The 26166-nt window shown below is 65.1% G+C and carries 28 protein-coding genes; 7 read left to right on the top strand and 21 right to left on the bottom strand.

Annotation, left to right across the window (positions count from 1 at the left end; all coding sequences use genetic code 11):
* The first annotated feature begins 92 nt into the window (after window positions 1–92).
* Together X268_RS07385 and X268_RS07380 are read left to right on the top strand one after the other, a co-directional pair.
* Entirely contained in the window at window positions 93–1181 is a 1089-nt protein-coding gene (locus X268_RS07385) for a mandelate racemase/muconate lactonizing enzyme family protein (protein ID WP_128924314.1), read from the top strand.
* Window positions 1182–1301: 120 nt separating this feature from the next.
* Window positions 1302–2450 (top strand): amidohydrolase, encoded by a 1149-nt coding sequence (locus X268_RS07380; RefSeq protein ID WP_164937594.1) that lies wholly within the window; start codon window positions 1302–1304, stop codon window positions 2448–2450.
* 102 nt (window positions 2451–2552) lie between these two features.
* Here the strand turns inward: X268_RS07380 and X268_RS07375 are convergent, their stop codons facing one another.
* Window positions 2553–2768 carry a hypothetical protein gene (locus X268_RS07375; protein ID WP_128924313.1) on the bottom strand — a complete coding sequence of 72 codons (216 nt, stop codon included), beginning with the start codon at window positions 2766–2768 and terminating at the stop codon, window positions 2553–2555.
* 88 nt (window positions 2769–2856) lie between these two features.
* On the opposite strand from X268_RS07375, the gene X268_RS07370 reads away from it, so the two are divergent.
* Complete coding sequence (locus X268_RS07370) at window positions 2857–3579, top strand: DUF72 domain-containing protein (protein ID WP_128924312.1); 723 nt, start codon at window positions 2857–2859, stop codon at window positions 3577–3579.
* A gap of 88 nt (window positions 3580–3667) precedes the next feature.
* Complete coding sequence (locus tag X268_RS07365; protein ID WP_164937593.1) at window positions 3668–4828, top strand: caspase family protein; 1161 nt, start codon at window positions 3668–3670, stop codon at window positions 4826–4828.
* A 21-nt stretch (window positions 4829–4849) separates the two neighbouring features.
* Here the strand turns inward: X268_RS07365 and X268_RS07360 are convergent, their stop codons facing one another.
* From X268_RS07360 to X268_RS07335, 6 genes are all read right to left on the bottom strand, one after another.
* On the bottom strand, window positions 4850–6037 hold the full coding sequence (locus tag X268_RS07360) for a CaiB/BaiF CoA transferase family protein (RefSeq protein ID WP_128924310.1): 1188 nt from the start codon (window positions 6035–6037) through the stop codon (window positions 4850–4852).
* Between the two features lie 92 nt (window positions 6038–6129).
* Window positions 6130–8415, bottom strand: coding sequence for a heavy metal translocating P-type ATPase (locus X268_RS07355; RefSeq protein ID WP_128929180.1), 2286 nt, complete (start codon window positions 8413–8415; stop codon window positions 6130–6132).
* A gap of 33 nt (window positions 8416–8448) precedes the next feature.
* Complete coding sequence (locus tag X268_RS07350) at window positions 8449–8994, bottom strand: EF-hand domain-containing protein (protein WP_430648283.1); 546 nt, start codon at window positions 8992–8994, stop codon at window positions 8449–8451.
* 122 nt (window positions 8995–9116) lie between these two features.
* Window positions 9117–9305 carry a DUF2783 domain-containing protein gene (locus X268_RS07345; protein WP_128924309.1) on the bottom strand — a complete coding sequence of 63 codons (189 nt, stop codon included), beginning with the start codon at window positions 9303–9305 and terminating at the stop codon, window positions 9117–9119.
* Window positions 9302–10939 carry an FAD-dependent oxidoreductase gene (locus X268_RS07340; RefSeq protein WP_128924308.1) on the bottom strand — a complete coding sequence of 546 codons (1638 nt, stop codon included), beginning with the start codon at window positions 10937–10939 and terminating at the stop codon, window positions 9302–9304. The genes X268_RS07345 and X268_RS07340 overlap by 4 nt, the downstream gene beginning before the upstream one ends.
* A gap of 28 nt (window positions 10940–10967) precedes the next feature.
* Window positions 10968–11510: a VOC family protein gene (locus tag X268_RS07335; protein WP_128924307.1), complete on the bottom strand. Its 543-nt coding sequence runs from the start codon at window positions 11508–11510 to the stop codon at window positions 10968–10970.
* A 122-nt stretch (window positions 11511–11632) separates the two neighbouring features.
* Between X268_RS07335 and X268_RS07330 the strand changes: the two genes are divergently transcribed.
* The gene (locus X268_RS07330) at window positions 11633–12124 is read left to right on the top strand and encodes a MarR family winged helix-turn-helix transcriptional regulator (protein WP_128924306.1); all 492 of its coding nucleotides are present in this window, start codon (window positions 11633–11635) and stop codon (window positions 12122–12124) included.
* A 95-nt stretch (window positions 12125–12219) separates the two neighbouring features.
* Here X268_RS07330 and X268_RS07325 read toward each other — a convergent pair whose 3' ends face one another.
* Window positions 12220–13875: a CopD family protein gene (locus X268_RS07325; RefSeq protein ID WP_128924305.1), complete on the bottom strand. Its 1656-nt coding sequence runs from the start codon at window positions 13873–13875 to the stop codon at window positions 12220–12222.
* Window positions 13876–13882: 7 nt separating this feature from the next.
* Entirely contained in the window at window positions 13883–14245 is a 363-nt protein-coding gene (locus X268_RS07320) for a copper resistance CopC family protein (RefSeq protein ID WP_128924304.1), read from the bottom strand.
* A gap of 340 nt (window positions 14246–14585) precedes the next feature.
* Between X268_RS07320 and X268_RS07315 the strand changes: the two genes are divergently transcribed.
* A complete protein-coding gene (locus tag X268_RS07315; RefSeq protein ID WP_128924303.1) occupies window positions 14586–14858 on the top strand; it encodes a hypothetical protein in 273 nt (90 codons plus the stop codon).
* A gap of 105 nt (window positions 14859–14963) precedes the next feature.
* On the opposite strand, the gene X268_RS07310 is transcribed toward X268_RS07315, so the two are convergent.
* Window positions 14964–15197, bottom strand: coding sequence for a hypothetical protein (locus X268_RS07310; RefSeq protein WP_128924302.1), 234 nt, complete (start codon window positions 15195–15197; stop codon window positions 14964–14966).
* A 414-nt stretch (window positions 15198–15611) separates the two neighbouring features.
* On the opposite strand from X268_RS07310, the gene rpoH reads away from it, so the two are divergent.
* Window positions 15612–16511, top strand: coding sequence for an RNA polymerase sigma factor RpoH (gene rpoH, locus X268_RS07305; RefSeq protein WP_128924301.1), 900 nt, complete (start codon window positions 15612–15614; stop codon window positions 16509–16511).
* 433 nt (window positions 16512–16944) lie between these two features.
* On the opposite strand, the gene X268_RS07300 is transcribed toward rpoH, so the two are convergent.
* The 11 genes from X268_RS07300 to X268_RS07250 form a co-directional block, all read right to left on the bottom strand.
* Window positions 16945–17268 (bottom strand): hypothetical protein, encoded by a 324-nt coding sequence (locus X268_RS07300; RefSeq protein WP_128924300.1) that lies wholly within the window; start codon window positions 17266–17268, stop codon window positions 16945–16947.
* Between the two features lie 89 nt (window positions 17269–17357).
* Window positions 17358–18977 carry a chaperonin GroEL gene (gene groL / locus X268_RS07295; protein WP_128924299.1) on the bottom strand — a complete coding sequence of 540 codons (1620 nt, stop codon included), beginning with the start codon at window positions 18975–18977 and terminating at the stop codon, window positions 17358–17360.
* A 33-nt stretch (window positions 18978–19010) separates the two neighbouring features.
* Entirely contained in the window at window positions 19011–19325 is a 315-nt protein-coding gene (gene groES, locus X268_RS07290; RefSeq protein ID WP_128924298.1) for a co-chaperone GroES, read from the bottom strand.
* Between the two features lie 257 nt (window positions 19326–19582).
* Window positions 19583–19762, bottom strand: a complete 180-nt coding sequence (locus X268_RS07285; RefSeq protein ID WP_128924297.1) for a hypothetical protein — start codon at window positions 19760–19762, stop codon at window positions 19583–19585.
* Complete coding sequence (locus X268_RS07280) at window positions 19759–19986, bottom strand: hypothetical protein (protein WP_430648281.1); 228 nt, start codon at window positions 19984–19986, stop codon at window positions 19759–19761. Before X268_RS07280 ends, X268_RS07285 begins: the two co-directional genes overlap by 4 nt.
* A 181-nt stretch (window positions 19987–20167) precedes the next feature.
* The gene (locus tag X268_RS07275; protein WP_128924296.1) at window positions 20168–21217 is read right to left on the bottom strand and encodes a LacI family DNA-binding transcriptional regulator; all 1050 of its coding nucleotides are present in this window, start codon (window positions 21215–21217) and stop codon (window positions 20168–20170) included.
* Window positions 21214–21858 carry a ThuA domain-containing protein gene (locus tag X268_RS07270; protein WP_128924295.1) on the bottom strand — a complete coding sequence of 215 codons (645 nt, stop codon included), beginning with the start codon at window positions 21856–21858 and terminating at the stop codon, window positions 21214–21216. The genes X268_RS07275 and X268_RS07270 overlap by 4 nt, the downstream gene beginning before the upstream one ends.
* A gap of 10 nt (window positions 21859–21868) precedes the next feature.
* Window positions 21869–22966, bottom strand: coding sequence for a Gfo/Idh/MocA family protein (locus X268_RS07265; protein WP_128924294.1), 1098 nt, complete (start codon window positions 22964–22966; stop codon window positions 21869–21871).
* A 19-nt stretch (window positions 22967–22985) separates the two neighbouring features.
* Complete coding sequence (locus X268_RS07260; RefSeq protein WP_128924293.1) at window positions 22986–23831, bottom strand: carbohydrate ABC transporter permease; 846 nt, start codon at window positions 23829–23831, stop codon at window positions 22986–22988.
* The gene (locus tag X268_RS07255) at window positions 23824–24765 is read right to left on the bottom strand and encodes a carbohydrate ABC transporter permease (RefSeq protein WP_128929177.1); all 942 of its coding nucleotides are present in this window, start codon (window positions 24763–24765) and stop codon (window positions 23824–23826) included. The genes X268_RS07260 and X268_RS07255 overlap by 8 nt, the downstream gene beginning before the upstream one ends.
* 2 nt (window positions 24766–24767) lie before the next feature.
* Window positions 24768–26027 carry an extracellular solute-binding protein gene (locus tag X268_RS07250; RefSeq protein WP_128924292.1) on the bottom strand — a complete coding sequence of 420 codons (1260 nt, stop codon included), beginning with the start codon at window positions 26025–26027 and terminating at the stop codon, window positions 24768–24770.
* Window positions 26028–26166: the final 139 nt, after the last annotated feature.

The following is a 26166-nucleotide window of genomic DNA, read 5'->3' as shown; positions in this document are numbered from 1 at the left end:
AGAGCGCAACCCATCGTTCCTTGCAAAGACAGAGATGATGGGTTTCGCTGCGCTCTACCCATCCGACAAAAAGAAGAATACAGGGAGGCCGCATGGCACGCATCGCGACAATCGAGGCCGGATTCTACCGGATTCCCCTTCCCGTCACGCTCTCCGATTCCACCCATGGCGAGATCACCGCGTTCGAGCTGATCCCCTGCCGCATCCGCGATGCCGATGGTGCCGAGGGCGTCGGCTACACCTATACCGTGGGCCGCAATGGCGGCGCTGTCGCGGACATTCTCAAGCGCGAGATCCCGCCGCTGATCGAAGGGCGCGAGGCTGAGGACACCGAGGCGATCTGGCATCACGTCTGGTGGGCGCTGCATTACGGTGGGCGCGGCGGCCCGGTGGTGCTGGCGCTCTCCGCGCTCGACATCGCGCTGTGGGACTTGAAGGCGCGGCGCGCCAAGCTGCCGCTGTACCGGCTGCTCGGCGGCTTCGACGCGCGGGTGCCGTGCTATGCCGGCGGCATCGACCTCGATCTCTCCGTCGATGAGCTGCTGGCGCAGACCGACGGCAATCTCGCCAAAGGTTTTCGCGCCATCAAGATGAAGGTCGGGCGCCCCGATCTCAAAGTGGACGTCGCGAAGGTCTCCGCGATGCGACGGCATCTCGGCGACGGCTTTCCGCTGATGGCGGATGCCAACATGAAGTGGACGGTGGAGGAGGCGATCCGCGCCGCGCGTGCCTTCGTTCCCTACGACCTCACCTGGCTCGAGGAGCCGATCATTCCCGACGACGTCGCGGGCCATGTCCGCATCATGCGGGAGGGCGGCGTGCCGATCGCGGCGGGAGAGAATTTACGCTCGCTGTGGGAGTTCAAGAGCTATATCGCCACCGGCGCGGTGTCCTATCCCGAGCCTGACGTCACCAATTGCGGCGGCGTTTCCGCCTTCATGAAGATCGCACGGCTGGCGGAGGCCTTCAACCTGCCCGTCACCAGCCACGGCGCGCACGACATCACTGTGCATCTGCTCGCGGCCTGCCCCAACCGCTCCTATCTGGAAGCGCACGGCTTCGGGCTGGACAAATATATCGAGCACCCGCTGGTGCTCGGGGACGGCAAGGCGCTGGCGCCGGACCGCCCCGGACACGGCATCAGCTTCGACTGGGCGGGGTTGGCAAAGCTGGCGCCGTAGCGCGCCGTCAAGCCCGGTCATGACGATGTGGCTGCACGCGAGCCATTCCCCTGCGCGGGATGTGTAGCGCGGATAATCCGCTATGGTGGCGGCAACCGACACCTTGCGAGAGATCCTGCCTTGACACCCGAGCTGCACCAGAAACTGACCATGTGGCGCCGGCACCTTCACGCGCATCCGGAGCTGTCGCTCCAGGAGAAGGAGACCGCCGCCTTCGTGCAGGACAAGCTCACCGAGCTCGGCATTCCCTTCGAGGCGGGCATCGGCGGCCACGGCATCGTCGCGACCCTGACGCGCGGACATGCGCAGCACCGCGTCGGGCTGCGCGCCGACCTGGATGCGCTGCCGATCACCGAGGACACCGGCCTGCCCTACGCCTCCAAGATATCAGGCGTGATGCATGCCTGCGGCCATGACGGCCACATCGCCTCGCTGCTCGGCGCCGCCGCGCTGCTCGCCGGCGACAGCAGCTGGAGCGGCACGGTCGACTTCATCTTCCAGCCGGCGGAGGAAGGCTTTGGCGGCTCGCGCGCGATGGTCGCGGACGGGCTGTTCGATCGTTTTCCGATGCAGCGCGTGTTCGGCTTCCACAATTGGCCGGGCCTTGCCGCCGGCACCATCGCCGTGCATGACGGCGTCGTCATGGCTTCCGGCGGCCGCATCACCATCACCATCGAGGGCCATGCCGGCCACGCCGGCATGCCGCATCTGACGCGCGATCCCGTGGTGGCGGCCGGCCATCTGATCGTGGCGCTGCAATCGGTGGTCTCGCGCAGCGTCGATCCGCTCGACACTGCGGTGCTGTCGCTCTGCACCATCGAAGGCGGCACCGCGCCGAACCAGATCGCCGGCCGCGTCGCCATCCGCGGCACGCTGCGCTATCACCGCGAGGCGGTCAGGGGCACCATCCTCGACGGCATCGAACGAACCTGCGCCGGGATTGCGACGAGCTTTGGCGTCAAGGTCACGCCGGAGATCGTCTGGGGTGTGGGTGTGGTGGTCAACACGCCCGATGAGGCGGACCTCGCGCGGATCGCTGCGGAGAAGGTGCAGGTGCCCGTGCGGCGCGACCTCGCCCCCAGCATGGCCGGCGAGGATTTCGCCCATTACCTGCAGCAGCGGCCGGGCGCCTTCGTCTGGATCGGCAATGGCGAATTGCGCGACGGCGCCGAGCTGCACGGCCCGCGCTATGATTTCAACGACGCGATCCTGCCCGTGGCGTCGAGCTGGATGGCCGAAGTGGCCAAGGCGGCGCTGGCGTCGAACTAAAGCGCGACGCGATCAGGATGAACCGTCATCGCGCTTCAGGTTGTTGTCTAAGCATGATCTTTTCGGAAAACCGCTGCGCACTTTTCCGGATCATGCTTTAGCTCACGAGATCTCGCGCGGCAGCTTCCAGTCTCGCCGCGGCTCAAACGTCTCCTCGACGCGCGCGACGTGATATCCGGCAGGGAGCAGCCGGCCGCCCTCCTCGTCTGCGACCGGAACGTCGGTCACGAGGCCCTCGATCAAGGCGGCTTCCCACACCTCTTTCTCGGTCGGAAAGGCGTCGCCGATCTGCTTGTTGCCTTCGAACAGCGCGTACATCGGGTTCCGGTCCTTGTTGGCGCGTGCACCGGAAACGTATCGGCGGCACGGACGTTCCCTCCCGACAAAGGCGGGAGATGGCACGTCGATGGCGCGCGTTCTGATCGGAACTTCCGGCTGGCATTACGCCTCCTGGCGCGGCCCGTTCTTTCCAGAAGGCGTGACGCTGAAGCAGCAGCTCAGCTACTATGCCGGACAGTTCGACACCACGGAGCTGAACGGCGTGTTTTACCGCACGCCGACGCCCGAAGCGGTGAAGGGCTGGCGCGAGCAGACCGGCCGCGATTTCGTCTTCGCCTGGAAGGCGTCGAAATTCATCACGCACTGGAAGCGCCTGTCGGAGCGCTCGGTCAACAGCCTCGAGCTGCTGGAGGACCGCATCTCGCGGCTCGGCGGCAAGGCCGGCCCGATCCTGTTCCAGCTCCCGCCGCAATTCGAGGCGAATGCCGACCGCCTCGCCTCGTTCTTCAAGCTGCTGTCGCGGAAACGGCGTTACAGTTTCGAATTCCGTCATCCGAGCTGGTATCAGCCGCGCATCCTGCGGATGCTGGCTGACGAGAACATCTCGCTGTGCCTGTCCGACCATCACGACGCGCCGGCGCCGTGGAAGCGCACGGCGGATTTCGTCTATGTGCGCGGGCACGGTCCGAGCGGGCGCTATCACGGGCACTATACCAAGGCCACGCTGGCGCAATGGGCAAAGCGCATCAAGTCCTGGAAGCGGCAGGGCTGCGACGTCTATGTCTATTTCGACAACGACCAGAAGAGCGCGGCGCCCGCCGACGCGCTGGCGCTGAAGCAGCTGCTGTAGGGCGCGACTGCTGGCTTTCGCCACACCCCCGTGGCGACTCCCGGTCGGTTGCTGTACGATGGATTTCGTTCAGGCAGGCGAGATCCCAATGGACCGACGCAAGTTTGTTTCGGGACTGACCTTCGCGACCGCGCTCGCAGGCCTTGCACCCGGCAACGCCGCGGCAGAAGGCAAGCGGGTCGCGCTGGTCATTGGCAACGGCGCCTATCGCAACGTGCCGAGGCTGCTCAACCCACCCAACGACGCCGGCGATATCGCCGCGGCGTTGCAGCGGCTCGGCTTCGCAGTTCACCTGATGACCAATGCCGGATTCGACGAAATGCGTCGCGGGCTGATCGCATTTGGGCGCGAAGCCGCCGGCGTCGACATGGCAAGCGTGTACTTCGCTGGCCATGGCATGGAGATCAACGGCGAAAACTGGCTGATTCCGATCGACGCCGAGCTGAAGCGGGACACGGATGCAGCCAACGAAGCCATCAGCATGCAGAGCGTGATGTTGCAGGTGTCCGACACCAGGAGCCTTGGCCTCGTCATCCTCGACGCCTGCCGCAACAATCCGTTTGCCGCGAAGATGAACCGCTCGATCGCCACGCGCGCGGGACCGCGCGCCGGGCTCGGCCGCATCGAGCCCGTCGGTAACGTTCTGGTCGCCTATGCAGCCCGCGACGGCACCACGGCGCTCGACGGCGACGGCCGCAACAGTCCGTTCGCGGCGGCGCTCCTGCGCAACATCGAGACGCCCGGCGTCGAGGTTACCTTCATGTTCCGCAACGTCCGCGACGATGTGATGGAAGCCACCGGCAACGAGCAGCAACCCTTCGTCTACGGTTCGTTGTCCCGCAAGGCAATCTATCTTGCCGGCGAACCGTCGAACGGTGTCGAGGCAGCGGCGTCAACGACCGCGCTCGCGCCGGGGTCCTCCCCACCGCCACCGTCGCGCCTGCCGGCGGCAGCGGCAATCGACCCTGCACTGGTGGGCACCTGGGAGATCATGGTGCCGAGCGGCCACGAACAATCGCGCTGGATCTGGCAGATCATGGCCAACGGCACCTACAGGTTCCGGGCCGAACCGCCGCGTGCGGCTCGCGCCCACGAGGGCACGATCATGGCCGCGAATGGCCGCTGGAGCCTGCATGCCATCCGGGGCTTGTCAGGCTACAACGATGGCGGCGCCTATGAAGTCCACGACACGCTGGCAATGATCACGGGACGATTGGGCACCGGTGCCTGGAAGCGCAGTGCGGAATGACGACATCGCTGTCACGGAACACTAGATGACACCGCTCTGCCGCAGCGCCGCGATCGCGGCCGCATCATAGCCGAGCTCGGCGAGGACAAGATCGGTGTGCTCACCGAGCGTCGGCGGGCGGCGCGCGATCTCGCCCGGCGTTTCCGAGAGCCGGACCGCAGCCCGTGTCACCGGTGCCGGTTTCGGCAGTCCCGGATAGTCGACGTCCTGCATGAAGCCGGCGGCGCGGATGTGCGGATGATCCAGCGCCTGTTGCGGCGAGAGCACGGGCCCGGTCGGAATCATGGCCTGGCCCAGCGCATCGACGGCCTCCTGCGTGGTACGCTCGGCGCACCAGCGCGCCATCCGCTCGCTGATGATACGGCCGTTGTTGCCGCGGCTGATGTCGTCGGCAAAGCGCGGATCGTTCAGCCACACCTCCTCCTCGCCCATCAGCCGCCCCCAGCGCTTGAACAGCGGATGGCCGGTGACCTGGCACAGCACCCAGCCGTCCTTGGTGCGGTAGATGTCGGCGGGCGCTGCGGTCTGGCCGAGATTGCCGGTCGGAACACGGTTGACGTTGATGACGGCCTGCTCGATGAGCGTCGCATTGGTGAACGACAGTGCGGTCGCGAGCAGCGCGCCCTCGACGATCTGGCCGCGCCCGGATTTGCCGCGCTCGATCAACGCGGCAAGCGTTCCGAATGCGCAATGCAGCGCGGTGCCGAAATCGACCCAGTTCACCGCGGCGCGGTACGGCGGGTCGCCGGCGCCGGGCATGTACACAGATCCCGACATGACCTGTCCGACGCCGTCGAAGCCGACGCGGTCGGACCACGGTCCCGGCCCGCCGAACGCGGTGGCCGTGGTCAGGATGATGTCGGGCTTGATCGCCTTCAGGGATTCATAGTCGAGCTTCATGGCGCGCAGGGTCTGCGGAGGCAGATTGGCGACGACGACGTCGGCGGTCGCGATCAGGCGGCGCATCACCTCCTGCCCGTCCGGCTTCATCGGATCGAGCGTGACGCACTTCTTGTTGCGGTTGACCTGGAGGAACAGCGCGCCCTCGCCGCCTTCACCGACCGGGGCCACGAAGCGATCCTCGCTGCCGTCGCGCTTCTCGACGCGAATGACCTCGGCGCCGAATTCGGCCAGCAAGGTCGCGCAATAGGGCCCTGCGATATAGCGCCCGAAATCGAGCACGCGCACGCCCTCCAAAACTCCTCCCATCGAACCCTTCCCTGTCGTTTGTTGCAGATTACAGGGACTGGCCGCCAGGGCAAGTTGGGAAGCGCAATCCCAGCGCAGGGGACGGCTATCGCCTACGCGGCAACCGCCTCGTAGATATCCTCCTCCTGGGCCGTGTGCATGCGCACCAACGTTTCGATCGCCTCGATCACGCGCTGAGCGTCGCGAATGAGGTAGCGGTCGATCTTCTCCGACGGCAGATCCTCCGCGATCCGGGCGAGCAGCCGGGCTAGATGGAGTATCTCGCGATGCGCACGGCTCATGGCAGCGAGTCCGTGGCGGTCGCGCAGCACCTCCGTGAGCTTCGGATAGACGCTGTCCTCATCTTCGCGTTCGTGCATCACGACGCTGCCCTGAACCAGTCGATCCGCCTCGCCAATCAACGCAGCGGCGGCTTCGGCGCCTGCATCGTCCAGCGCGTCGACGATCTGGCGCAAGCGGCCGAGATCCCTGAGCAGAGCCTGATGATCATGATGCAAACTCAGCCCCTGCTCCGCGGTGAGGCGCGGACCGCTCCTGGCGAGTGGCGGATTGAGCGCTCGCAGCGCGTTCAGGATGACGGCGACGTCGATCACCTCCTGAACGATCGCGGCGGGGACGGGATCGAGCCAGCCAAGGCTGGCAGCGGCCATTGCCGCCAGTGACAACCCCATCCCGACGAAGATGCTTTGCAGGGCAATGCGCCGCGCGCGCTGCGCGATGACGATCGCTTCGCCGACCCGATCCAGCCGATCGGTGAGAATCACCACATCAGCCGCCTCGGAGGAGGCGCTTGCACCGCGCGCGCCGAGCGCGACCCCCGTGTCAGCCACGGCCAACGCCGGGGCATCATTGATGCCGTCGCCGACCATGACGGTCGGATGCAGCCGCTGTTCACTACGTACCGCTTCGACCTTGTCTGAGGGAACGCGATCGGCCAGCACGGCATCGAGATCGAGCGCCGCTCCGATGGCCTGCGCCGCTGCGGCGCGATCACCCGTGACCATCACCATGCGCGCAATGCCGGCATCGCGCAGCAGCCGGATCGCGCGCGGCGTATCCGCGCGCAATTCGTCTGCCAGCAGCAACGCACCGATGGGACGGCCGTCCACCGCGACGAAGACGATCAGCGCCGAGCGCCACGAGGCACGTCGAATCGCGCGCAACTCCCAGGACGAGAGCTCGGCTCGTGCGAGCAGCATCTCTCGCGAGCCGGCCATGACGTGGCGTCCGTCGATCTGGCCGCTGCGGCCCGCCCCCATGGTCTCCTTGACATGTTCCGGCGGCTTCAGCTTCAGCCCCTCGGCAAGGGCCGCAGCGACGACGGCCTTCGCCAGCACGTGGTGCGAAGCCTGCTCGAGCGACGCGCCGAGCGTGAGGACCTCATGTGGATCCTTGCCCGGCGCGACTTCGACGGACAGCAAGCGCGCCCCGCCCACCGTCAGGGTGCCGGTTTTGTCGAACAGCACGGTGTGAGCGCGGGCCAACGCCTCCAGCGCCTTGCCGCCCTTGACCAGGATCCCGCGGCGGGCCGCTTGCGCCACTCCGGCGATGAAGGCGACGGGCGCGGCCAGAATCAACGGGCACGGTGTCGCCGCCACCAGCACCGCAAGGCTGCGGGTCACGTCGCCGGAGATGAGCCATGCCACGTAGGAGATGACGAGTGTCACCGGCAGAAAGATCAGCGCATAGCGGTCGGCCAGCCGCACGAAGGGAGCTCTCGCGGTTTGCGCCGCAGTCACCATGCGCACAATGCCGGCATAGGTGCTCTCGCTGGCTGCCGCGGTCACGGTCAATTGGAAGGTCTCACCCGCGTTCAGAGAACCGGAAAGAACAGCGCTTCCGCGCGTCTTCTCCACCGGAATCGGTTCGCCGGTAACGGCGGACTCGTCGATCGCAGCGAAGGCCGACGCAACGACACCGTCGACCGGCACGATCTCGCCCGCCTGCACCAGAAGCTCGTCGCCGGCCGCCACCTCCTCGATCGGAACATCCTCGATCCGCTCGCTCGATTTGCGATGGACCTGCCGCGGCGCCCGATCAACCAGGGATCGTAGGTCATGCTCTGCCCGAGCGATCGCGATCTCCTCCAGCACGTTGCCGCCGGAATACATCAGCGCGACCACAGCCCCTGCGAGCGGCTGTCCGAGCGCCAAAGCCGCGCTCATCGACAGCAGCGCGATCGCGTCCACCCCGACGCGGCCCCTCAGCAGATCCTGGACGATCGAGACCGCCAACCCTGCAATGACGGGCACGGTGCCGAGCGCCCACGCGACGTCGGCCAGATCGGGCCGCCCCGCGGCCCGCGCGAGAGACCCCGCAGTCAATCCTGCGATTGCGATCGCAACCAATGCCCATCGCAAGACCCGATCAAACGACATGGCTTGGCGCGCCCGCCCTTCGGCTTCCACCCGCTATTGCTGCGGGACGGAGCTCTTGCTGCCGTGCATGAACGTCATCATCTCTTCGAAAGTGAGCTTGCCGTCCTTGTCGCGATCCATTGCCTTGAACAGGCGTTCGTGGGCGCCCTGAAACTCGGGCAACGAGACTGTGCCGTCACCGTCGGCATCCATCAGCGCGAAGATGATGCGGAAGACGACCGGCGGCTCCTTGGCGTCACCGCCCATCGCGCCGTGTCCCTTCATTCCTTGTCCCATCATTCCGCGCCCCATCATTCCCATCATGTCTCCACCGGGCATCGGACTCTGGCGCTCGGCGGACGGATTGGCAGGAGAACTCGACTGCGGCGACGCCGGCGCCTGCTCCTGTCCGGGATGATGGCCTTGATGATCCGCCGGCGATTGAGCCAAAGCTGGCTGGCCCAAGATGGCGAACAGCAACGCTGCAGCAACGGTTCGACCTAGCATGGCACTTCCTCCGGCCCGGGTATGGGCCCAAGGAGGTTGTCGAACTTCATCGATTTTACCTTGAGCCAAGTCAACAAAGCGGCTTATGCCCATGCCGTTTCGACGCCTTGGCGCCGAATTCAGCCTGCAAGATCGCGCAACCGGAACCTCCGTCAGCGCTGCCAGCGGCCTACGCGCGGCCGCCTTTGCTGATAAGGGGCCGATGGTCCCGTACGTTAGCCGGTGCGGGCGCAGCCGATTGCCTCGGTGAGCACCTTGCGGTCGCCGATGTGATTGGCGAGCAACAGGATCAGCCGGGCGTTCATGCGCAGCGCTTGTTCCTCGTCGAGATCGCGCTGGCTGTTGATCAGCTCGGCGTAGAAATCGTCGGGATCGGCGATGTTCGGTGACAGGTTGAGCATCATGCCGCAAGCTCCGTCCGGTCGACGGTGTCGTGGCCGGCGGCCCGCAGCGCCGCCTGGGTGATCTTGGCCTCGTCGAAACCGCTCCAGCGCGCGGCGACATATTGATCGGGGCGGAACAAATAGGTGGTCCCGGGCGAGGCGCCGTAGCGTTGCGCGAGCAGACCCGTGGGATCCTCGATGTCGCGGCCGACCAGAATGAGCTTGGCCGCGAACGGTCCCACCGCGATCTCGGTCTTGTCGCTCACCTTGCCGAAGGCGACGACCGTGAAGCCATCGCCGAGACAATGCAGGAACCAGGACGGCGCGCCATCCACCGCAATCGGCGCATCGGCCGCATTCGTTCCCGGCCGCATGGCGCCCGGCACCGCAGCATGGTCGGGCGTGTTGAGGGCCGAGGTGACGTAAGGGGTCGGCGTCGAGAGCCGGCCGCTGTTGACCAGCGGACGTGCAAAGCCGTGATGCCGGGCGAGCTCCAGCACCGCGTCACGGAAATAGCGGCTCCGCTTCGTCTTCGGCGTGATGAAGTCGGTGGCCCGCGTCGAGTTCAGAATATTGTCGTCCGCGGCATAGGCCCGCTCCTCGTGATAGCTGTCGAGCAGGGCTTCCGAGGCTTCGCCGCGCAGCACCATCGCGAGCTTCCAGGCGAGATTGTCGATGTCCTGGACGCCGGTATTGGCACCGCGCGCGCCGAACGGCGAGACCTGATGCGCGGCGTCGCCGGCGAACAGCACCCTGCCTTGCCGGAAATTGTCGATGCGCCGGCAGGCGAACTGATAGATCGAGACCCATTCGAGCGTGAACTCGGTGTCCTCGCCGAGCATGGCGCGGATGCGCGGGATCACCCGCTCGGGCCGCTTTTCCTCCTCGGGATTGGCCTCCCAGCCGAGTTGGAAGTCGATGCGCCAGATGTTGTCGGCCTGCCGGTGCAGCAGCACGGACTGGCCCGGGTGGAACGGCGGATCGAACCAGAACCAGCGCTCGGTTGGGAAATCCGCCTTCATGGCAACGTCGGCGATCAGGAAGCGGTCCTGGAAGAATTGTCCCGTGAACTCGGCGCCCACCATCTTGCGCACGTCGGAGTTGGCCCCGTCACAGGCGATCACCCATTGCGCCTCCATGGCGAAGATGCCGTCGGGCGTTTCCACCGCCAGTGTCGCATGGTCGGCGGCCTGCTTGAGGCTGATGAGACGGTGCTTCCAGCGCAGCTCGATCAGCGGATTGGCCCTGCATCGGGCGACCAGCATCTCTTCCAGATGATATTGCTGCAGATTGATCATGGCCGGCCATTGGTGATCGGCCTCCGGCAACAGATCGAACTGGTAGGACATCTGGTCCTGGAAGAACACCTTCCCGACATTCCAGCTGACGCCGCGCTCGACCATCGGCGCCGCGCAACCGAGGCGGTCCCAGATCTCCAGTGGCCGCTTGGCGTAGCAGACCGCGCGGGAGCCGATCGAGACGGTGTCGTTGTCGTCGAGCACCACGACCGGCTGGCCGCGTGCCGCGCAATCGAGCGCCGCGGTGAGGCCGATGGGACCTGCGCCGATCACCACGATCGGATGCCGCTTCACGATACCATCGGCCTGCTTCTGGGAGCGCCGATAGCCGAACTTCGGATAGATGTAGCTCGTCATGTTCGCTTCCTGATGCACGGGCGTAGGATCAATGTGCGTCCGCGAATTCCTTCTCGTGCATCCAGGCAGTGTGGCGCGGCGGACGCTTGGTGCGCGACCATTCCTCGACCATCTCGTGCGCGACCGACTTCATGCGGTCGATCTGCTCGGGCGTGGCGGTCCAGGCCGCTATCTCCAGGCGATGGCCGCTGGGATCGCGGAAATAGATCGATTTGAAGATGGTGTGATCGGTGATGCCGACGACGTCGAGACCGGCGGCTTCCGCGCGCGCCTTGGCCTCTTCGAGCTCGGCGAGGTCCTTGACCTGGAAGGCGATGTGCTGGGTCCAGTCCGGCGTGTTGGGATCGCGGCCCATCGGCGGCGAGTTCGGCAGCTCGAAAAAGGCGAGGATGTTGCCGTTCCCGGCATCGAGGAAGATGTGCATGTAGGGATCCGGCGCCTTGGTCGACGGCACCCGGTCCTCGGCAATGGCGCCGAGGAGATCCATGTTCATGACCTTCTTGTAGAACTCGACGGTGGCCTTGGCGTCGACGCAGCGATAGGCGACGTGGTGGATCTTCTCGATCTTCATGATGTTTCGCTCCCTGGACTTGCGGTTGCGAAATTGGTATCAGATGTTACTATTACTTGAATTTGATCTGGATCAACCGGCTTCGGAAGAATCTGCTGGGTGGCGGGGGCGGACATCGCGTGATGGGACGTTCGGATGCGGTGCGGCGCAGGAAGGCGACCGAGCGCGTCACGGCGCAAGACGGTCGGGAGCTCGACCTGCAGCAATATTTTCCGTACCGGCTGGCGCGCCTCGCCGAGCAGGTGTCGCTGGCAATTGCCGAGGTCTATTCCGAGCGCTTTGCGCTGAGCCGTCAGGAATGGCGCGTGCTTGCCATTCTCGGCGCCCGTGCGGAAATTCCGACCAAGGAGATCGGTCCGCTGACGACGCTCGACAAGATGCAGGTCAGCCGCGCCGTCCAGGGACTGGAGGCGCGCGGCATCGGGAGCCGCAAGCACCATCCCGACGACCGGCGCGAGCTGATCGTCGCGCTGACGCCGGCCGGCCGCGCGCTCTATCGCAAGATCGTGCCTTACGCGCTGACGCGGGAGACGGAGCTGCTCAGCGTGCTGACCGGTGAGGAGGTGAAGGTGCTCGACCGGGTGATGCACAAGCTCTCGGAGGCGTTGCGCTAAAGTGCGATGAGATTTGGGTAATCATCATCGCGCTTCAGATTGTTGTCTGCGCATGATCACTCCGGAAAATCGCTTCGCACTTTTCCGGTAGGCGCTCAGGCTTCGCGGTAGTCGAGCAGGATGAGGCCGACCAGGATGAAGGCGACGGGCCAGATCCACGCCGCGACGTTGCGGACGCGGCCGTCGAGCCGCAATTCGAGCCAGCGCGCCCAGCCCGCGGCGATCCCGCACAACGCGAGGGGGGTGTGGCTCATCTCGATCAGGAGCTGGTCCTTGATGTTGGCGATGGCGTGGGAATGCGTGAGCAGGAGCGCGCCGCCGAGCGCGGTGGTCAGGGGAAACACCAGCGCCGCGCGTCCGGCCTTGTCGCCGCGCAGCCGAACGCGCCATTCGAACAGGCCGAACACCGCGATCAGCAGCACGAAGATGCGATGCTGCGCCACCTCGGGGTCGCGCAGCGATTCGAAGAATCCGGCCGGCCCCAGCGGCCATGCCTGCTCGTCGGCGCGCAGGAACAGGAAGGCCGCCATGCCGAGAAACAGCAGCGGCCAGTGCCTCGCCCAACGGCCCCAGCGAAAACGCTCGATCAGGGCGAGCAGCCCGATCAGCACCACGAAGATTCCGGCCCAGTGGTGATTATATTCGGACCAGGCGATGTCCTCGGCGTTGCGCGGCAGGATCGTGCCTTCGCCGGGAACATAGGCGGACGGCGCGCTGCTGCGCCCGGCATCGGCCAAAGTGATTCTGGCCTGGAGCTGCGCGATGGTCAGCTTGTCGTAGTCCGGGCTGGTCAGGCGCGGCGGCCATTGCGGTGTGGCGCGCTCGACAATCTCCTGCCAGCTCAACCGGTCGCGCGACAGATCGACGCCCGGCGGCAATGAGGTCAGCGACGCAGCGGCGAGCAGAACGGTGAGGCCGATGCCGACCTCGACCTCGGCGAAGCGCTTGAGGCGGAGGATCGGCGTCGCGGGATCGCGCCGCAGCCGCTCGACCAGGAGATAATTGCCCGCGCCAAGCGCGAGCAGCATCAGCAGCAATCCGATCTTGGCAAGCGTCATGACGCCATAGGCGGTGCCGTAAATCGCCCCGATCGAGCCGATGTAATTGAGAGCCATGACGAGGCCGCCGGCGACGATCGCCGCAACTGCGGCCATGGACATCAGCGAATAGCGCCGTGCGATGAGGCGCCAGTCGGAGGGCACCTTGCAGCCGTTCAACGCGATCAGAAAATAGGGAAGCCCGCCGATCCAGATCGCGGCACCCAGCATGTGGCCGGCATCGGCCAAGAGCAGCGGCCAGCTGAGATCCGGCCGGCTCGCCGCGTGGGTGAGCCTGGTCTGCATCGCGAGCGCGAGCAGTGCGAGCGCGAGAAGCGCCAGGGCTCGCAGGCCCTGCGCGCGACCATCGGCAAGCACGGCGAGGCCGAATGCGCTCGCCGCAATGACGAGGTCGGCCCGGCCGAAATCGGCACCGATCGCCTCGCCCCAGGGCACCTGAAGCGTTCCCACCAGCGCGGCGGCATTGAGACCCAGCGAGGCCATGGTGAGCAGTGCCCATGCGAAGGCGCTGACCTTCAGCACCCTCAGGCATCTCTCCTCGATCGTGAGGCCGAACACGGAGAGCCGCGGCTGCAACGGACCCCACAAAAGCATCTGAAAGGCGAGACCGCCGAGCGTGACGGATTGCGTGATCAGGATCAGGCCGCGCAGGACGACCGACAGATAGCCGAATATGTCGAGAAACAGGTACAAGGTCAGGTCAGTGAACGATGAACGGAATGTCGCCGCGCGTGATGTGTCCGTCGACGCTCAGCACCTGCCAGCGCAGGCGCCATGCGCCGCTGGAGAGCCGCGCCGCCTCGGCCTTGAGCTCGTCGACCGGCGCATCGGCTGCAGACGTCAGCGCCTGTGCGGCGCCGTTCGGAGCCAGCAGCGTCAGCTTGGAATGGGCGTGATCGATCCGACTGTTGAACTTGAGGCGGATCGCGACCGCCTCTCCGGATACGGTCGCACCGGCCTCCGGCGCAGACGACACGATGATGGCGTGGGCCGAGACTGCGCTCGGACCGGCAAGGCACCAGATGGCAGATAGAAGGACCGCGATTCGAACGAATACGCGCATTTTTGGTCACTCGCTGTCGGCAGCCGTACCGCCGCCACCGCACCGCCCGCCGGTGCGTGGTCCGTGCCTATGTTGGAACCACGGCGGCCTTCGCAAGGGCGCGCGAGCGCCAAGCCGGTTACAACCCGCGGAAAAGGATCGGCTGTGGCCGCTGCGACACACCGCCCGCGGCAAAATGCCGATGCGTGAGGCACGCACCGGGCCAAGCGCGGAGGCTTGAAGTCGTCGCGACCAATTCTAAGTTCAAACCAGCCGGACCTTTACGGGTTCGGCGATCAACACTGATGCAGAGGTTAGTAAGGCCCGCAGCTTGCGCGGGCACAAGTTCGAGGAAAATGACATGAGAAAGCTTGCTCTTGCAGTTCTCGCGGCAGCAACGCTCCTCATCGGAACGATTGCGCCGGCTTCGGCCCACTGGCGAGGTTATCATCACTGGGGTGGTCCGGGCATCGGTCCGGCAGTTGCCCTGGGTCTGTTCACAGGCGCGCTGGCTGCCGCGACGGCACCGCCGGTCTACTACGAGCCGGTCTATGGTCCGCCGGCATATTACTACGGACCCCGATATTATCGGACCGTCCGCTATTATCCAGCGGCCTACCCCTACTGGTGGTGAGCTGGGGAAGGCCCGGCCTGCAGCCGGGCCTTATCGCTGAATGACACCGCGCGATTGCGAGCGATGCGACCGGGCGCCGTTCGACCTTGGGCGCAAGATCGGCCTCTATGCGGCCCGCCTCTTCCTGAGGTCCGCCGGAAGCTCGATCACTTTCCTGTTCGAAGGCGAACCGTTCGAGATCAGCGGCAAAGGCAAGTCTTCGCTCTTGGGCGCCTCCACTCCTATGTCCTGATCGGCATGCCTGGCGCGCCATTCAATCCAGAGGTGACCGGCCACCAACATCACGCCGGCGCAGAACAGCGCGAGGACCGCGCTGACGAGATCACGAAAATTATCCATCCCACGAACCAAGCTTGAGTGCTGTCTGGCCGCTCACTGCTTGCCCCCAAGACCGCCGCCTGCATGGACCAGAGGTAGAATGAAGACGTCGCGGTTCAAGGGACGGCCTTCCGCAGAAGCCTTCGCCGACGCCGTAAGCGTGTGGCGCCTCAGAAATTCTCGCCTCTCGTTCACGCCGGAACATTCAGCCCGCTTTCAAATTCTAGAGGCACCGCCGGCCTGAGCGCGTCTGGGCGCCTCATTGGGCTCAGTGGATCAGGCGATCGGCGGTTCTGACCATCTTGCTCTCTGGAGGATTTGGACATGAGAAAGATCTGTGCCCAAACTGCGCGGCCTGCGAGCGTCGCCGCGCCCGGCGCCTCAAGCAGCAGGGCGCGCCGGCTCTGCGCACATGATATGAGCGAGGAGTGAGCGATGCTGCCCGTCTCGTCGCTTCCCGCGATCCATTCCGAACGCGGGCTGTCCCGCTATCTGAACGAGATCCATCGATTTCCGTTGCTCGAGGCGCCAGAGGAAATCGAATATGCGCGCCGCCTGCGTGATCGCGGCGATCCCGAGGCGGCCTACCGGCTGGTGACCAGTCATCTGCGGTTGGCGGCAAAAATCGCGCTTCAATATCGCCGCTACGGACTCGCCATCGCCGACCTCATCTCCGAGGCCAATGTCGGGCTGATGCTGGCTGTCAAGCGGTTCGATCCGGAGAAAGGCTTTCGGCTCGCGACCTATGCGAATTGGTGGATCAAGGCGGCCGTGCAGGAATACATCCTCAGATCATGGTCGCTCGTCAAGCTCGGCACCACCGCGGCGCAGAAAAAGCTGTTCTTCAATCTCCGTAGGCTGAAGAGCAGGCTCGGCGTCCCGGAGGATGGCGATCTGCGTGCCGATCAGCTCAAGCAGATCGCCGGCAGCCTCAAGGTGAGAGAAGGCGACGTGACCGAGATGGACGGCAGGCTGCGCGGCGACATCTCCCTCAACATGCCGCTCAGCGCGGATACCGAGGGAGACGAGTGGCAGGATCGACTCGTGGATCCTTCCCCCGATCCCGAGAACCTGCTGCTGGAGGCGAGCGATCGTGAACGAGAGAGGACCGCCCTCGCCGAGGCGCTTGCTGCGCTGTCGCCGCGCGAGCACAGCATCGTCAGGGCCCGATATCTGGACGAGCCGCAAAAGACGCTGGAGGAGCTTGCCGGCCAGTTCGGCATCTCGCGCGAGCGAATCCGGCAGATCGAGCAGCGCGCGCTGCAACGGATCAAGGCGAAGGTCTACTCCCTCTTGACCGAACCGGCTTCCGGCGCCACCGCCTTGAGCCAGTGAGGACCAAGACTGCTGATCGGCCACAAGGCCGATCAGCACCCGGTGCAGATGTCAGGGACAATGCGCTCGGCGGAAAAGTCGGGGCTCCGGCGCCCATTGCGGCGCGGCTTCTCGGTATCGCTGCGCGAGACTGCAGTGGAGCTGGTCGCAAGTTGCCGCGTGGACACGGCCGAGCTCCGTACGTCCCCGTGCGGAAGGTCCGTCTCCTTGGCCTGGAGGACGTTCACCATTCCCAACAAGGCAACTGCAACAACGACGCCTCTCATCTCTCATCATCCTCCTTTCACTTGCGCGTGCGGCCGACTGCGAAGCTATGCTGCAGGAGCAATGTGCGGCGGGCCGCCGCGTTGCTGCGTTGCTCGCGCCTCGACTCGCCCGTTTCGGCAGCGCAGGTGCGTCGACAGTGGAGCGGCCCTGCGGCCGCTCCGACGCCTCAGCTCATGGCAGGTTGTGGCCGGGCCTGGTCGTGCGGGGGCGCATCGAGACGGATACCCGATGGCCCGAGCACCGGCGACAGCAGCGTATCCACCTTCATGGTGGCATTGGTCCGCTCCCAGTTCGACCACGGCATCGTGTCCAGGTACGGAATCGGCGGCAACGTCAACCGCTCGAAAGTGTCTGCTGCGTTGGCTCCAGAGCCGGCACTCTCGGCGCCATGGCCCGCAGCGGGTACCAGAGAGAGGCTGGCGGCAACGGCCAGGGCGGCGAGGTACCGCGTGTTCTCCGCGCGAGCGGAGAAAGTACGATGCTTGATCATCTCATCCTCCAATCGTTCGAAAACAGATCCAGTGATCGTGACAACACTCAGTGAAAACGAGCCCGGCGGCAGCGCCGGGCTCGTTCATCTCAGAAGTCCATCGCAGGAGCGGTTGCCGCTTCCGCCTTCTTCGGCTTGTCAGCCACCAGCGCTTCGGTCGTGATCAGCAGCGATGCCACCGAAGCTGCGTCCTGCAAAGCGGTACGCACCACCTTGGCAGGATCGATGACGCCGGCCTGGACCATGTCCTGGTACTCGCCCGTCGCCGCGTTGAAGCCCCACGTGTAGGTCTCGTTCTCGAGGAGTTTGCCGACGACGACCGAGCCGTCCTCGCCCGCGTTCTGCACGATCTGCCGGGCCGGCACCTGGATCGCGCGACGCACGATGTCGACGCCCGCCTTCTGGTCGGCGTTGGCGGTCTTGACGCCATCGAGCGCCTTGAGGGCGCGCAACAGCGCCACGCCGCCGCCGGGCAGAATGCCTTCCTCGACGGCAGCCCGCGTCGCATGCAGGGCGTCGTCCACGCGGTCCTTGCGTTCCTTGACCTCGACCTCGGTCGCGCCGCCGACCCGGATCACCGCGACGCCGCCGGCGAGCTTGGCCAGACGCTCCTGCAGCTTCTCGCGGTCGTAGTCCGAGGTCGTCTCCTCGATCTGCGCCCTGATCTGCTGGCTACGCGCCTCGATGTCCTTCTTGGCGCCGGCTCCGTCGACGATCGTGGTGTTCTCCTTGTCGATCACCACCTTCTTGGCGCGGCCCAGCATCTTCACGGTGACGTTCTCGAGCTTGATGCCGAGATCTTCGGAGATCACCGTGCCGCCGGTGAGGATCGCGATGTCTTCGAGCATCGCCTTGCGGCGATCGCCAAAGCCGGGCGCCTTGACCGCGGCAACCTTCAGGCCACCGCGCAGGCGGTTGACCACAAGCGTGGCCAGCGCCTCGCCTTCGACTTCCTCCGCAATGATGAGAAGCGGCTTGCCGGATTGCACGACCTGTTCGAGCAGCGGCAACATCGTTTGCAGGCCCGACAGCTTCTTCTCGTGGATCAGCACATAGGGGTCCTCGAGCTCGACCCGCATCTTCTCCGCATTGGTGACGAAATAGGGCGAGACATAGCCGCGGTCGAACTGCATGCCCTCGACCACCTCCAGCTCGGTGTGCAAGCTTTTGGCCTCCTCGACCGTGATGACGCCCTCGTTGCCGACCTTCTGCATGGCCTCGGCCAGGAAACGGCCGATCTCGGTATCGCCATTGGCGGAGATGGTGCCGACCTGTGCGATCTCGTCGTTGGAGGTGACCTTCTTGGCATGCGACTTGAGGTGAGCCACGATCGCGTCCACGGCAAGATCGATGCCGCGCTTGAGGTCCATCGGGTTCATGCCGGCTGCGACGGACTTGGCGCCTTCCTTGACGATGGCCTGCGCCAGCACGGTCGCCGTGGTGGTGCCGTCCCCGGCGAGATCATTGGTCTTCGAGGCGACCTCGCGCACCATCTGCGCGCCCATGTTCTCGAACTTGTCCTCCAGCTCGATCTCCTTGGCGACGGTGACGCCGTCCTTGGTGATGCGCGGCGCGCCGAACGATTTCTCGATGACGACGTTGCGTCCCTTGGGACCGAGCGTGACCTTCACCGCATTGGCCAGTGTGTCGACGCCCCGCAGCATGCGCTCGCGGGCCTCGGTCGCGAACTTCACGTCTTTGGCAGCCATGTTTCAAACTCCTTTCCGTTCGATGACTGTCAGTTAGGCCGCCTTCTTCAGCGTGCCGGCCTGTTCGACCACGCCGAGAAGATCGCTTTCCTTCATGATCAAGAGCTCCTCGCCCTCGATCTTGACCTCGGTGCCCGACCACTTTCCGAACAGCACCCGGTCGCCGATCTTGATGTCGAGCGGCACGAGCTGGCCCTGCTCGTTACGCCCGCCTGGCCCCACGGCGATAATCTCGCCCTGCTGCGGCTTCTCCTTAGCAGTGTCGGGAATGATGATGCCGCCGGCGGTCTTCTCCTCGGCATCGATGCGGCGCACGAGCACACGGTCGTGCAACGGGCGGAAATGCATGCACATCCTCCTTGAATAGGTTCAGCGATGTCCAAAATCCGGGTCCGGAACCGGCCCCCGGGCGGAAAACGACCTAGGAACAGGCCGATTTCCGTTCAAGAGGGCTGGGCAAAAATTTTTGATCGCGAGCGGCACCCGCCCGGGTGGAGCGGTGCAGCGTGACCGGCGGAAAAATTCGACGGCCGGAAACTATGCTTTAAGATGCACGCGTTCGTCCCCCAGCGATATCCGCAGAAGATCTCGGCAACGCCATCCATTCACGCCGCCGATCGATCCAGGAAGCCGTGCTGGAGCGTATCGAGCAGGCGCTGCTCGCGCGCGATCCGGGCGCGATAGAGTTCACGTTCGGCCTCGCTCTTGGCGCCGGCGAGCAGCACGCGATAATGCCCGATCACCTTCTCGCTGCCGCGGATGAGGAGGTCGCGGACGTCGCTCATCGTTCCGCTCCCGCTTCTGTGGGCAACAATGGCGTGTTGGGAAGGGTGAACGCGGCCGGGACGGCATCAGCGGCGAGAGCTTCGAGCGCGGCCTGCTCCTCGGCGAGGCGTCGTTCAATGAATCGGCGCTCGAGGTCCGACAACCGGGTCTTCAGCAGGCGTCGGTAGCGGGAGAGGTTGTTGCGGTGCGCGCGGATGCGGGCGAAATCCAGATCGAGCATCATCGTCACTCCTGACGGTCTTTCACGGGTCCTTTTCAATTTTGCGGTGCCGGAAGAAGCTTCTTCCGGCGTCGAAAATATTCAGGCGCGTTGTGGTGTCAAGACGCTGGCGCGGCCAGATTCATGCCGCAGCCGTAGACGTGACGCCGACTTGCGAAGGGTGCCTCGGCAACGACACTCGGAATTACGGCAGGTTGTCCCGGAGGAAGATGTCGATGCGGATGCGCTCCTGGTCCGGGCTGATCGGCTCGCCCGAACAGTGCGCGAGCAGGATTCGCGCCGCAGACCGCGCCTCATGGCCGGCGTCCTGGTTGATGACGGCGTCGAGCGTGCCGCGAACCAGGAATCGCCTGGTGTGCTCGGTCAGCTCATGGGTGATCCAGACCACCTCGCGCGCGCGGCCCGAAGCCTCGAGCGCATCGGCGATACCGCGGTTTCCGGCGCCGCAGCAATAGATGCCGCGCAGGTCCGCATGACGGGCGAGCAGCGCGGCCGTGAGCTTTCGCGTGCGACCACTATCGTCGCGGCCCTCGATGACCGGGAGCGTGGACAGGTTCGAATATTCGCTGGACAGGATCTGGTGGAAGCCGAACTGCCGTTCGGTGTGATCGCGCAGCGACAACGATCCCGCAATCACCGCGACGGTGCCCTCGCGCCCGGCAAGGAAGCGCCCCATCAGCGTGGCCGCGGTGCGGCCCGCGGCCGGATTGTCGATCCCGACATAGCGCACCCGGGACGAGCTTGGCGCGTCCGACACGAGCGTCACCACCGCAATCCCGCGCCCGACGAGCTCGTCGATCGCGGCGCGAACCCTGGGATGATCGAGCGCGATGACGGCGACGCCCTGATAGGCCGGCGAGAGGTTCTCCAGCGCACCGGCGAGCACATCGGGGTCGAACACGTCGACATGGTGGATATCGATGAAGCCGCGCTGGCCGGCGAGCCAGTCGGCGGTGCGAGCCACCTGCTCGGTCAGGTTGGTCATGAAGCTGTTGCTGCCCGTCGGCAGCACGAAGGCGAAGCGGAACGTCTGTCCGCGGGCGAGCCGCGCCGCCGCAACATCGGCGCGATAGCCGAGTTTGGCCACCGCGGCCTCGACCCGCGCGACGGTCTTGGCGCGAACACCCTCGCGCCGGTTGACGACGCGATCGACGGTGGCGAGTGAAACGCCGGCCGCGCGCGCGACGTCCTCGAGCGTGGCTCGAAGCACCGGCTGGGGCGCGCCTTCAGTCATTCGCGCGCGGCCCACAGCATGCCGCGGGTCATCAGCGTCCGGATCTCCGGGACGTCGAGCTCGTAGGCGCGGTGGCCCAGCGAGGAATAGAACACCCTCCCGGCGCCATAGCGCTTCTTCCACACCACAGGCATCACCACGCCGTCGATCCAGGGCGCGTGCTCGCCGGTGAAAGTCGTGGTTGCCAAGACCTCGTTGGCGGGGTCGACATGCATGTAATATTGCTCTGACCGATGCTCGAAGCTCTTCAGACCCGTCATGATGGGATCATCCGGTTTCGTCAAGTCGACCTTGTAGTCGATGATGTTGCCGGGATGGGCGACCCATTGCCCGCCGCACAGGAACTGGTAATCGACCGACTCGCGGAAGGCATCGCACATGCCGCCATGATGGCCGGCAAGTCCGACTCCATTGCGCACCGCATCGCAGAGATTGAGCGCTTCCGCCTTCTCGATCTTCGACATCGTGTAGATCGGTATGATCAGCGACAGATCGTGAATCGCGGGATCGGCGAACGCTGCCGTCGTGGTTTCGACCCGCACCTCGAAGCCCTCCGCCCTCAGCCAGCCACGGATCATCGAAGCGCAGAGATCGGGGTCGTGCCCCGGCCAGCCACCCCATACAATCATTGCCTTGCGCATGGTCGTTCCCTCAGTCGATCTGTCCGGTTTCGCGCCCGGCCGGCAGCATCGCCGGCCGCTCGACGCGGCTCTCGATCTTGACGCGGCGGCCCTCGTCGGCGGAGGTCTGGAACGCCTCCATCACCTCCAGCACGTGGAAGGCCAGCGCGCCGCTGGCACGATGCGGCCGGTCGTTCAGGCCCGCGCCAGCCATGTCGGCGACGCCGATCGAGCGGAACTCGCCCTCGACGTGACCGTGCGTCAGCGGCATCGCTTCCCATTCGCCGCCGGTCTTCGCCACCTGAACCTCACCGCCGAAGCGATTTGGGTCGGGCACCAGCATGCTGCCCTTGTCGCCGTAGATCTCAATCGGCGCATGCCGATGCTTCGGCACATCGAAGCTCATCGTGATCGACACGACCGCGCCACTTTCGAACTCCAGCGTCCCCGCGACATGGGTCGCGACCTCGACCGGAATCAGCGCGCCGTTCATCGGCTGGCTGGTGACGAGACGCTCGGCCTTCGGACGCGCGGTCGAGCCCATCACGCTGGCGACCGGACCGAGCAATTGCACGAGATCGGTGATGTAGTACGGCCCCATGTCGAGCATCGGCCCGCCGCCACGCAGGTAGTAGAAGCCGGGTGCCGGGTGCCAGCGCTCGTGGCCGGGGCAGCCGAAGAATGCGCTGCCCCCGACGGGCGTGCCGATCACGCCGTCGTCGATCAGCTTGCGCGCGGTCTGATGGCCGCCGCCAAGGAACGTATCGGGTGCGCAGCCGACGCGCAGATTCTTCTGTGAGGCAAGCTCCATCACCTTGCGCGCTTCGGCGACGTTGATGCCGAGCGGCTTCTCCGAATGCACGTGCTTGCCGGCGTTCAGCACCGCCAGGCTGACATCGGTGTGGGCGAGCGGCACCGTGAGATTGACGACGATCTCGACATCGTCGCGCTTCAGCAATTGGTCGACCCGCATCGCCGGCAGACCGAATGCCGCTCCCTGGCGCTCGGCAACCTCGCTGCGCATGTCGGCGAGCGCCCTGACCTCCATGTCCGGAAAGCGCTGAGCCGCCTTGAGATAGGCGGTGCTGATCACACCGCAGCCGATGATTCCGATGCCGACTTTTCTCATTGTGATCTCCCGATATGGCTCATCCCTTGACCGCGCCTGCGGTGAGACCGGCCACGATGTGCTTCTGCGCCAGCAGGAACAGAATGATCGTGGGCAGGATGGTGAGCGTGATGAAGGCCAGGATCAGGTGCCATTCGGACGAGTATTCGCCCTGGTAGACCATGATGCCGAGCGGCCAAGGATACAGCGCATCGGTGTTCAACATCACCAGCGGCAGCAGATAGGCGTTCCAGCTGTTGACGAAGGTGATGGTACCGACAGTCGCCAGGATCGGACGCGACAAGGGCAACGTCACATAGCGGAAGAACTTGACGTAGCTGCAGCCGTCGACCAGCGCGGCCTCGAGCAGCTCATACGGAATGTCCTTGAAGAAGCGGCGCAGCAGCAGCACGCTCATGGCGAGGCTGAACGCCACCTGCGGCAGCGCGACGCCGAAATAGGTATCGAGCAGGCCGAGATCCCGCACCTTGATGAACAGAGGCAGCACGGCGGTCGCAGCGGGAAACAGCAGGCCCAGCGTCAGATAGCTGAGCAGCATCGAACTCCCGAAGAACCTGACGTGTGCAAAGGTGAACGCGGCCATCGAAGCCGTGATCAGGGTCAGCGTCACCGCCAGCGTCGAGATGACCAACGAATTGCGCAGGAGCTGCCAGTAGCGCGCCGAGAACAGGATGTCGGCGTAGTTCTGCCACTCCCAATGCCTGGGCAGGCCGAACGGATTGACGCGAAGCTCGCCGAGCGACTTGAAGCCGCCGAGCAGAGTCGCAAGCAGCGGCACCAGCACAAAGATCGCGATCAGGCCGAGGAACAGCGCCTTGAACAGCCCGGCGGGATCGAATGCGCTTCTGGCCCCGGCACTACTCATCGCGCATGAACCATCGCTTGTAGGTGAAGGCAAAGGTCACGCAGATCGCGAACAGGATGACGCCGATGGCGCTGCCATAGCCGACCCGCATGCGCGAGATGCCATTGTTGTAGAGAAAGCTCACCATCGTGTTCGACGAATCGGCCGGCCCTCCGCGCGTCAGCGGCATGACGAGATCGAACAGCTGCAAGGAGCCGATGATGGCAAAGAACACGGACAGACGGATGGTCGGATAGAGCAAGGGGACCACGACGTGGCGCAGTGTCTGCGTCCGCGTCGCGCCGTCGATCCGGGCGGCCTCGACCAGGCTCTTGTCGAGGCTTTGAAGCGCGGCGATGAACAGCATCATGTGGAAGCCGAAATATTTCCAGACCACCACGATCAGCACCGCCAGCATCGCCGTGTCGGTCGAGGCCAGCAGATGCGGAGGCTCGGCGCCGAACGTGCGCCAGATCGAGGCAACCAGGCCGTAGTCGCCGTCATAGACGAAGCTGAAGATCAGCCCGGTCGCGATCTCGGCGAGGATGTAGGGCATGAAGAACAGCATGCGCAGCGCCACAGCCTCGCGAAAGCGTTCCGCGAGCATGAGGGCCAGCGTGAGCGCAAGCGGCAGCTGGACGGCGAGCGAAACGGCGATGATCAGCCCGTTGTTGCGCAGCGCGAGCCAGAAGGCCCGGGTCTCCAGCACGAAGCGGTAATTGTCGAGGCCGATCCAGTTCGTCGGCTTGCCGAACCCGTTCCAGTTGAAAGCCGAGTACCAGGCGGCCTCGCCGATCGGCAGCACCACGAACAGCGTGAACAGCAGCAGCGCCGGCGGCAGGAACAGGATCAGGACGGTGAAGCGTCCGTCCCAGGTGGGGCCGCGAACCGCACGCGGCGAGGACGTCGGCTTCACGACGCCCATCGCCCACGCGCTCGCGATGCGCCGTTGCAACATCAATTGCCCTGCTTCCAAGCCGCCTCGATCGCTTTCGCAGCGTCCTGCGGGGCCATGCTGCCGCCCGCAATCTCCGCGCTGACATCGTTGACGACGCGGCCGACCGAGGGGCCGAGGCTCTGGTCGTAGAAGTTCTGGTGGTAGTTTGACTTCGCCAGATTGGCCGCGATCAGCTTCATGAAGGAATTGTTGAGGCCGGCATCGGCACCCTGCACCACCGGGATGATGAAATTGGCCGCCGCAAGCCGCGTCTGCACCTCCTTGGAGACGAAGTATTTCAGGAAATCGACGGCCTCCTTCGGCGAACCCTTGGTGACCAGCCAGCCGGTGATGCCGCCGAGCGTGTCGGTCGGCGCGCCCTTGCCGCCCGCGACGACCGGGAAGTCGAACCAGCAGATCTTGTCATCGCCCAGACCAACCTTGTCCGCCGCGAGCGCGCGCTGTAGGTGATAGACGGTCGAGATCGCGAGCGTCATCGCGGCCTTTCCGTCGCCGAAATAGCCGACGGCCTGCGGATTCTTGAAGCCGAGGAAGCCGTTCTGGAAGGGCTGGAGATCGACGAGCTGCTTGAACAGCTCACCGGATTTCTGGAAGGTCTCGCCGGCGAAACCGCCATTCTCACCGCGCAGCGCCGCGTCGAACGCGGCCTTGCCGCCGATGCGCACCGCCAGATGCGTCCAGTAGAAATGCAGCGGCCATTTGTCGGCGCCGCCGACCACGATCGGCGTCACGCCGGCGCCCTTCAGCGTCTTCACGGCGGCGAGCAGATCGTCCCAGGTCTTGATCGCGGCGGGATCGACCTTCGCTTTCGCCATCAGTTCCTTGTTGCAGAGGAAGCCGACTTGCGACAGCGCGGTCGGCAGGCCGTAGACCTTGCCATTGCTGGTAAAGGCCGCGAGCGCCGCCGGTGTCAGGCTATCGCTGTAACCCTTCACCTGATCGGTGATGTCGTCGAGCACGCCGGCCTCGATCTGGGTCTTCAGGACCCCGCCCGCCCAGCTGTAGATGATGTTCGGACGATCCTTGGATTGCAGGATCGTCGGCAGCTTGGCCTTGTAGGCCTCGTTCTCGAGGAACTGCATCTCGATTTTGACGCCCGGATGCGCTGCCTCATAGGCACGGGCGACCTCGTCCCAGATCTTCACCTGGGCCGGGTTGACCTCGATGTGCAGCCATTTCACCGTGATGTCGGCTGACGCGACATTGGCCCAAAGCAGGCATGCGACAGCGGCGAGTCCCAGTTTCCCGAGCAATCTCATCACATCCTCCCGACCGGCTTTTATTCTTTGGCGCAATCCTGCCCTCAATTTTTGAGGTACGCAACACAAAATCTGATCTATGCACCTCACCAATGGAATGGCTAAGGTTTGGAAAAGAGTCGGTGGCCGCCCGCCGCGC

Source organism: Bradyrhizobium guangxiense, from assembly GCF_004114915.1.
In the GTDB taxonomy this organism is placed as follows: domain Bacteria; phylum Pseudomonadota; class Alphaproteobacteria; order Rhizobiales; family Xanthobacteraceae; genus Bradyrhizobium; species Bradyrhizobium guangxiense.
The sequence above is the reverse complement of the archived record's forward strand: the minus strand, read 5'-3'. Positions and strand labels throughout refer to the sequence as shown.

Excerpts from the sequence above, each read along its gene's own strand:
- X268_RS07330 (WP_128924306.1), top strand. The coding sequence starts at position 11,633 with ATGGGACGTTCGGATGCGGTGCGGCGCAGGAAGGCGACCGAGCGCGTC.
- X268_RS07365 (WP_164937593.1), top strand. The coding sequence starts at position 3,668 with ATGGACCGACGCAAGTTTGTTTCGGGACTGACCTTCGCGACCGCGCTC.
- X268_RS07350 (WP_430648283.1), bottom strand. The coding sequence starts at position 8,994 with ATGGGCATAAGCCGCTTTGTTGACTTGGCTCAAGGTAAAATCGATGAA.
- X268_RS07270 (WP_128924295.1), bottom strand. The coding sequence starts at position 21,858 with ATGCGCAAGGCAATGATTGTATGGGGTGGCTGGCCGGGGCACGACCCC.
- X268_RS07265 (WP_128924294.1), bottom strand. The coding sequence starts at position 22,966 with ATGAGAAAAGTCGGCATCGGAATCATCGGCTGCGGTGTGATCAGCACC.
- X268_RS07275 (WP_128924296.1), bottom strand. The coding sequence starts at position 21,217 with ATGACTGAAGGCGCGCCCCAGCCGGTGCTTCGAGCCACGCTCGAGGAC.
- X268_RS07260 (WP_128924293.1), bottom strand. The coding sequence starts at position 23,831 with ATGAGTAGTGCCGGGGCCAGAAGCGCATTCGATCCCGCCGGGCTGTTC.
- X268_RS07320 (WP_128924304.1), bottom strand. The coding sequence starts at position 14,245 with ATGCGCGTATTCGTTCGAATCGCGGTCCTTCTATCTGCCATCTGGTGC.
- X268_RS07370 (WP_128924312.1), top strand. The coding sequence starts at position 2,857 with ATGGCGCGCGTTCTGATCGGAACTTCCGGCTGGCATTACGCCTCCTGG.
- X268_RS07250 (WP_128924292.1), bottom strand. The coding sequence starts at position 26,027 with ATGAGATTGCTCGGGAAACTGGGACTCGCCGCTGTCGCATGCCTGCTT.
- X268_RS07285 (WP_128924297.1), bottom strand. The coding sequence starts at position 19,762 with ATGAGCGACGTCCGCGACCTCCTCATCCGCGGCAGCGAGAAGGTGATC.
- X268_RS07280 (WP_430648281.1), bottom strand. The coding sequence starts at position 19,986 with ATGATGCTCGATCTGGATTTCGCCCGCATCCGCGCGCACCGCAACAAC.
- X268_RS07340 (WP_128924308.1), bottom strand. The coding sequence starts at position 10,939 with ATGACGAGCTACATCTATCCGAAGTTCGGCTATCGGCGCTCCCAGAAG.
- groES (WP_128924298.1), bottom strand. The coding sequence starts at position 19,325 with ATGCATTTCCGCCCGTTGCACGACCGTGTGCTCGTGCGCCGCATCGAT.
- X268_RS07385 (WP_128924314.1), top strand. The coding sequence starts at position 93 with ATGGCACGCATCGCGACAATCGAGGCCGGATTCTACCGGATTCCCCTT.
- X268_RS07355 (WP_128929180.1), bottom strand. The coding sequence starts at position 8,415 with ATGTCGTTTGATCGGGTCTTGCGATGGGCATTGGTTGCGATCGCAATC.
- X268_RS07300 (WP_128924300.1), bottom strand. The coding sequence starts at position 17,268 with ATGATCAAGCATCGTACTTTCTCCGCTCGCGCGGAGAACACGCGGTAC.
- rpoH (WP_128924301.1), top strand. The coding sequence starts at position 15,612 with ATGCTGCCCGTCTCGTCGCTTCCCGCGATCCATTCCGAACGCGGGCTG.
- X268_RS07335 (WP_128924307.1), bottom strand. The coding sequence starts at position 11,510 with ATGAAGATCGAGAAGATCCACCACGTCGCCTATCGCTGCGTCGACGCC.
- X268_RS07360 (WP_128924310.1), bottom strand. The coding sequence starts at position 6,037 with ATGGGAGGAGTTTTGGAGGGCGTGCGCGTGCTCGATTTCGGGCGCTAT.
- X268_RS07310 (WP_128924302.1), bottom strand. The coding sequence starts at position 15,197 with ATGGATAATTTTCGTGATCTCGTCAGCGCGGTCCTCGCGCTGTTCTGC.
- groL (WP_128924299.1), bottom strand. The coding sequence starts at position 18,977 with ATGGCTGCCAAAGACGTGAAGTTCGCGACCGAGGCCCGCGAGCGCATG.
- X268_RS07315 (WP_128924303.1), top strand. The coding sequence starts at position 14,586 with ATGAGAAAGCTTGCTCTTGCAGTTCTCGCGGCAGCAACGCTCCTCATC.
- X268_RS07345 (WP_128924309.1), bottom strand. The coding sequence starts at position 9,305 with ATGATGCTCAACCTGTCACCGAACATCGCCGATCCCGACGATTTCTAC.
- X268_RS07375 (WP_128924313.1), bottom strand. The coding sequence starts at position 2,768 with ATGTACGCGCTGTTCGAAGGCAACAAGCAGATCGGCGACGCCTTTCCG.